Below are 273 nucleotides of genomic sequence, written 5' to 3'. Positions count from 1 at the left end.
CTGATTGACCTGAGCGGGGTGCCGTACATGGACTCGGCGGCGCTTGGGTGCCTGCTGGGTTTGCAGGTTTCCTGCGCGCGCGAGGGGCGGAGCTATGGCCTTATTGGAACGCCGGAGCGATTGCGGTCGCTGTTCAAGGTCGCGGGCGTGGATGGGATTTTGAAGACCTACGGGTCGGTGGAAGCCGCAAGCACGGCGGTAGCGTAAGTTCAGCGTTGGCTCAGCCCGCCATCGATTGCCAGTACCTGGCCGGTGACGAAGTTTGTTGCGGAA

The 273-nt window shown here is 62.6% G+C and carries 1 protein-coding gene; it reads left to right on the top strand.

Annotation, left to right across the window (positions count from 1 at the left end; translation table 11 throughout):
* Positions 1-207: STAS domain-containing protein (locus tag QWY28_RS23790; protein WP_300955375.1), on the top strand; the 207-nt coding region annotated here is incomplete at its 5' end.
* Positions 208-273 lie beyond the last annotated feature (66 nt).

This window comes from Nocardioides oceani (genome assembly GCF_030412965.1).
Lineage (GTDB): Bacteria > Actinomycetota > Actinomycetes > Propionibacteriales > Nocardioidaceae > Nocardioides > Nocardioides oceani.
Note: the sequence above shows the minus strand (reverse complement) of the source record. Positions and strands in the feature narration are given on the sequence as shown.